The following is a 6,328-nucleotide window of genomic DNA, read 5'->3' on the forward strand; positions in this document are numbered from 1 at the left end:
TTGCATTTTCTATGCTTGCCGGCGGAATAGTTTTAAAAACACTCTTTGGATTAAATATGTACACAAGTGTAATAGTGATTTCCATTATTACGGCTATTTATACGATTGTTGGCGGTTTAAAAGCAGTGGTCGTTACAGAATCTATTCAAACGATTGTTTTATTGATCGGTGCCGTTATCATTAGCTATGCTTCTTTTCATAGAATGGGCGGTTGGTCACCAATGGTGCATGTTTTAGAGAGCCATGGTCAGATGAATAAACTTTCTATGCTGCGCCCGGCAGGAGATGCAAGTGGGATGCCTTGGTACGCCATATTTTTAGGATACCCTATTTTAGGTATTTGGTATTGGTGTGCCGATCAAACTATTGTACAAAGAGTATTGGGCGCTAAGGATGAAAACAATGCGAGAGTCGGTCCTTTGTTCTGCGGATTTATCAAAATTTTACCGGTATTTATTTTTGTGCTTCCTGGCTTATTTGCCTATGCTTTGTATCAAACGCATCATTTAGATTTGCGTTCTATAACTTCTATAATAAATGGGAAAGCAGTGATAGATAGCAAAGGCATTTATACGCTGATGATCACGCAATTATTACCTTCCGGTTTAATTGGCATTTTAGTAGCGGCCTTACTTTCTGGTTTAATGAGTCAAGTCTCCGGTGCGTTGAATTCTATTTCTACAATGGCAAGTTACGACCTATATAAACGAATAAAACCAGATACGAATGACAAGCAATTGGTTCTGGTAGGAAAAATTACAGCAGGGATTGCACTTGTTTTTTCTTTGGCTTTATTACCGTTACTGAACAGTTATGAAAGTATTTTTAACGGCTTAAACGATATAATATCGCATATTGCACCACCCATTACTTGTGTATTTGTATTGGGTGTTTTCTGGAAAAAAGCTTCTGCCATGTCAGCAAAACTTACATTATGGATAGGTTCATTATTAGGAATAGTTGTTTTTGCGGTCAACAAATTATTTCCCGACACGCTGATTGGGCACATTCCATTTATGATGATGGCCTTTTATTTGTTTTGCATATGCGTTCTTATTCAAGTCGTATTTTCTTATATCTATCCCGTGCAGCATACCACAGTAAGCGCGCAACTTTACTGGAGGTCTCCAATGGAACCGTTGAGAAGTAAAGGTTGGAAAGGACTTGGCAACTACAAAGTACTTTCAATATTATTACTATTAGTTATGACTATTCTGTATTATAAATTTAGATAAATAAAATTTCTCAAATGAAAAAATATCTCACTATCGCAATAATAGGCTTTTCGTTGATGGCTTGCCAAAATAAAGAACAACAAAATACAGAGGTTAACAATTCAGGCAATTTACAGGTGCAGCGTTTTGGTTCCATTACGGGATTAAAGGCCGATAAACTTGCTTATTACGAGCACCTGCATGCCAATATTTGGCCTGGCGTTTTGAAAAAAATAAAAGAATGTAATATTCGTAATTATTCCATCTATGTACAAAAAATAGACACCTCTTATTATCTGTTTAGTTATTATGAGTATGTTGGAAAAGATTATAAGAAAGACATGGCAAAAATGGCCGTCGATTCTACTACACAGCGTTGGTGGAAAGAAACAGATCCTTGTCAAATACCTTTACCAGAGGCGGCGGCAAAGTCAGCAACTTGGGCAAACATGAAAGAAGTTTTTCATGCAGACTGACCGGTGTTTTCTGGTGTCCAACTAACATTCAATAAAAAGAAATATCAATAATCCTTTGAAATTCCCTCCAATTATTAATTTCTTGCCTGTCCATAATAAAATTTATCTAGTGAGGATGCGGCCCTAAAAAAAGGTTTTGCAAAGGAGCAACATTTACTCGCTTCAGTTCCATTTTGAACTTCTGCAATGCTTTTGCAAAACCTCGACTGTGGGTTTGACATATTTCTCTCGAAAATTATTTTCCTGCCTCGAATGGAGATGCAGGCAGTCCCTCCTTATTATAGAGGTTCGCATCTTCAGGATTATCTGCCCAGGCATATCTTACAAACTTCGGATCTTTCACTTTACCAGTAGAAACAATTACTTCATCTCCCTTAATATAAGCTTTAGCCCAATGAAAATGCTTATCAGTCCCGGCAACAGCAAACCCTTTTACATAGCCATACCTATCTCCCTTGGCTTCCAATCCAGTTCCGATATTATCAAATTGAACTATAACATTATTCCCTTCCTTTTTTAATGAATGAAAGGTCGGGCCTGAATACACAATATTCTTATTATAAGCCACTTTTAATGCGGCTAAAGCCAAACGATAACCTACATCCTGCTTATCTTTTGGATGAATATTATCTGCTTCTCCTAGGTCTATAATTACAGCTTGTCCCGTTTTGGGAAGTTTTAAAGTACTATTTTGAGCATCTCTTAATTCCGCCCAATTACTTTCTCTCGGCACATCTGTCGGTGCCAAATAATTGGCAATTTGAACCCAACAAAAAGGCATTTCTTCCTTCCACTTGGATCTCCAATCATTTATCATTGTAGGAAATAGCGTATAATATTTTTTAGGCTCATTTGTATTGTTTTCTCCCTGATACCAAGCAATTCCTTTAACTGAGAATTTAACCAGGGGAGCAATCATTGCATTATATAGTAAAGAAGGAAAAGAATTTGGCCCTGGATCTACTATGTGAAAATTTGAACTTAAAACAGTAGGCTTATAAAGCCATTGCCCAGCCAAAGAAATTTTCTCTTCTCCCACTTTTAAATACAACATATTTGCAGGACTTACAAAGCCTCCGCCTCCACTTACATTTGTGGCCCTAATAATTACTGTATTTACACCTGCTTTAAGAATCCCTTTCTTAATTTCATAGACTCTTGGTGTGTACCAATCATCTATTTCACCAACTTTTTGTCCGTTAATATATGTTTCATCTTTATCGTCAATTACACCAAGATTAAGCGTGATATTATTTTCTGCTTGAGATTCAGTCAAATCAACTTCCTTTTTAAACCAGCACACACCAGACTCTCCGGCCAGCATTTTTATTGCATCCCAAGAATTAGGCAGTTCCGTACTTGACCAATCATTTGTCTTAGTCGATGCCAAATACCAATTATTTTCTGCACCAACATCCTTCTTCATCGCTGTTTCAAATTTATCTCTATTTCTCTTCCAACCGGCTTCGATTTTTGCAGAATCTTTTGGATCTACATTTTTATATGGCTCTTGCGTACCCATTTTGTCCCAACTTATCCAATCTTGAATATTGGTTCCTCCCCAAGTTGAATTGATTAATCCAATTGGTACCTTTAAATCTCTATTTAACTTCCTTCCGAAAAAATAAGCAACTGCAGAAAATGGCGCAATATCTGACGAGTCACAAACGAGCCAACTTCCTCCTTTAAAATCATCTTTCGGTAGATAGCTTGTCGATTTTTCTACTGTAAACAATCGAATAGTAGGGTGGTTTGCACGGGCAATTTCTTGTTTAAAATTATTTACATGTGTCCATCCATTCATTGGAAACTCCATATTTGACTGGCCACTGCATACCCAGACATCCCCAATTAAGATATTGTGCAACGTGATTTTATCATGCTTTGTTTGAATAGTCATATTAAAAGGGCCACCATATTTCATTGGTTGCAATGTCACTTCCCATTCACCATTTGAATTGGGTTTTGTAGTTAAAACCTGCCCATCAAAAATGACCGAAACTTCTTCATTCTTTTGCGTGTTTCCCCAAATTTTTACTTTTTGATCCCTTTGCAAGACCATGTTATCAGTAAATATTTTAGGTAATTTTATCTGTCCAAAAACCACCTGAACAAATAAAAATGAAATACTTAAAAATACAGTACTAAGCTTAAATAATTTCATAATAATAATTTTAAAATCAGTTAAATATTTTATTCTAAAGGCCTAAACCCCAGTCTTTATTTAGTTTTTCACCCATTATTAGTTTCAATTCGCCACCTTTTAAAATATTTTGTTTTTTATCCTGGGCATTAAGATAGATTGCCAGTGACATAAAGAACATTAGTAAAAAAAAGTTTTTATAATTTTATAGGCTATTGAAAAACACAATCTATTTGTTGTAAATGATTATCCATTGTTTACCATTCTCCATCTGCCTTATTGTACGGTTGGGCCTGAACGCTAAAGGTATTGTCTTTTAGCAGACTTCGTTCATATTGAATGGTAACTATTTTTGACTCACCGGGTAATAATGAAAAATAATCGTCACTGATAATTGCCGGTAAAACCTGTGCGCCAGTCTTTGCATCTAATGCTTGTACCCGGATGGCAAATGCGATACTCTTTGATGATGCTGGATTTGTTATTTTTGCATAAATAGTAGAACTGTCTTTATTGTTTTCAACACGGCTGTTGACTTTTAATTGAACTTTTGGTAATTCATTAAGCATGGTAAAGTCCCCATTTTTATTGCCTCTCCAATAAAAATTATGATCTAACACTTTTCCTGATTTATCTTTTAGAGTAAGGTCTATAAAATGTACGTTCGCTAATCCTTCACTTTGTTCATTGCCTCCATATACGTCGAAACTCCACAGTGAATAGCCCCATCCGGTTGCGCGTTGCAAGCCTAACATTCTGACATACCGTGCTGTCTGATCATCAAAATAAATCGTCTGTAATCCTACTTTACCTGCTGAGGTACTTACATCTTTCCAATCCTTTGCATCCTCTGACACTTGTATTTTAAACGTTTTTGCATAGGCGTTTTCCCAATTCAGAACAACTCTGTTGATATTTTGGGTATGGCCCAAATCGATATAGATCCATTGTTGGTCGCTTGATTTACTGGCCCACCTGCTGCTAGCATTACCATCGGTTACATCTTGAGCTGTACCTCCGTCTGTAGAGGAAGCGACAACTTGTTGGTTCAATGCTACATTTTTTTGTGCACTGTAAAAAGGAATGGTATAACAACTGGTGGCGGTATTGGAAGTGGAAGATACTTCTACTGTAGTTCCAAACTTTTTCACTTCTTTTCCGTCGGGATTATACACTTTAACCACTGCAGTTAATCCATCTTCATCCTTTGGGGTAGTATTAATAACTTTGATGGCATTGGTCAAGGGGTTCCATTGTATGTGTAGCGGTTTGCAGGCTTCTTTTACGCCCCAATAAGCGCCGGTAGGGTCATAATAGTAATCATAGGTTTGCCACACCATGGAAGGATAGGCTGATTGGCTCATCCAGGTCATTATCCCGGATGCGTCTTCCCACATATGGTCTTCCCAACCTTCATACATCGCTTTGTTTGTTTCAATATTCAGCAACTGTGCCTTACGCGTATAGTCAACGATTCCTGTGGGCTTACCATATCTCTGCGTAATAAATTTATCATAATTATCGGGGGTTGCATTAAAGGCATTCTGTCCGAAAAAATGCTGGTTCCACATTTCATTACGTGGCCACCATTTATCTTTTGGCATGAATTTTTTGAAACTTTCAAAATTCGGAAACACGGCTGTACCCATTTCGGTTCTTAGCCCCCAACCTATTGACCCGCCTAGTCCCGTGGGATAGGGCGTAAAATACCATTTGGGATCATGGTTACCCCACAGACCGCTTCCGGTAAGGTTTCCGGCATGGGAGTTGGGCTGATAATACCGATCTCCACCATCATAAACAGCTATATCTTCTTTTATCCAGTTATTCAGTGGGGGTACGGGCCAGCCTTCATTATCTCCACACCAAACAGCAATACTGGGGTGGATGCGTTCCCGCTTGATTTTTTCTATTACATTTCTATTAAACACATCAATATTTTCGGGTAAATTGGGATTGGCGTTGAGCCACAAATCATCCCATACCATTATGCCATATTTATCGCAGGCTTGGTAAAATTCTTCGTCGGTTGTTGAGCCTAACCAATTGCGAATCATATTTAGATTCATTTCCTTATGTAACCTTACTTTGGTATCATACTCTTTTGCTCTGCAGCGCAACATATACTCAGACATGCCCCAGTCTCCTCCTTTTATAAAAACCTTCTTTCCGTTTATAGATAGGTGTAAAACGCCTCCGGTGGTATCATAAGTATATCTTCGGATACCGAAACTGACTCTTTGGGAGTCGGAGATGTCTTCTCCGGATTTCACGACAAAATCACAACTGTAAAGGTTTGGGTCTCCATAACCATTTGGCCACCATAGTTTGGGTTGATCTATGGATAATTGAGGGTACTGCTCTTTGTCCAGACTGACTTCTGTGCTACGGCCTGCCTCTATACTTATCGTTTTCGAAAAATGTATATTGCGGGGCTGTATCGTACCTTCTACTTCCCCTTGACAATCTTTTGTTGAACTGTTGTAAACATGCAG

General features: G+C 37.8%; 4 protein-coding genes. 2 read left to right on the forward strand and 2 right to left on the reverse strand.

Translation table 11 applies throughout. The annotated features are described in order from the left end of the window. Together ACQR30_RS15905 and ACQR30_RS15910 are read left to right on the forward strand one after the other, a co-directional pair. Window positions 1–1,235: sodium:solute symporter family transporter (locus ACQR30_RS15905; protein ID WP_429736746.1), on the forward strand; the 1,235-nt coding region annotated here is incomplete at its 5' end. 14 nt (window positions 1,236–1,249) lie between these two features. Then, a complete protein-coding gene (locus tag ACQR30_RS15910; RefSeq protein WP_429736747.1) occupies window positions 1,250–1,690 on the forward strand; it encodes an L-rhamnose mutarotase in 441 nt (146 codons plus the stop codon). A 235-nt stretch (window positions 1,691–1,925) separates the two neighbouring features. Here ACQR30_RS15910 and ACQR30_RS15915 read toward each other — a convergent pair whose 3' ends face one another. Next, complete coding sequence (locus tag ACQR30_RS15915) at window positions 1,926–3,854, reverse strand: sialate O-acetylesterase (RefSeq protein ID WP_429736748.1); 1,929 nt, start codon at window positions 3,852–3,854, stop codon at window positions 1,926–1,928. Between the two features lie 236 nt (window positions 3,855–4,090). Then, a partial coding sequence (locus ACQR30_RS15920) for a discoidin domain-containing protein (RefSeq protein WP_429736749.1) occupies window positions 4,091–6,328 on the reverse strand: 2,238 nt, incomplete at its 5' end.

Origin of the sequence: Arachidicoccus sp. (genome assembly GCF_050436765.1) — a bacterium.
Taxonomy (GTDB): domain Bacteria; phylum Bacteroidota; class Bacteroidia; order Chitinophagales; family Chitinophagaceae; genus Arachidicoccus.

Coding starts and splice junctions, on each gene's coding strand:
- ACQR30_RS15915 (WP_429736748.1), bottom strand. CDS start 3,854: ATGAAATTATTTAAGCTTAGTACTGTATTTTTAAGTATTTCATTTTTA.
- ACQR30_RS15910 (WP_429736747.1), top strand. CDS start 1,250: ATGAAAAAATATCTCACTATCGCAATAATAGGCTTTTCGTTGATGGCT.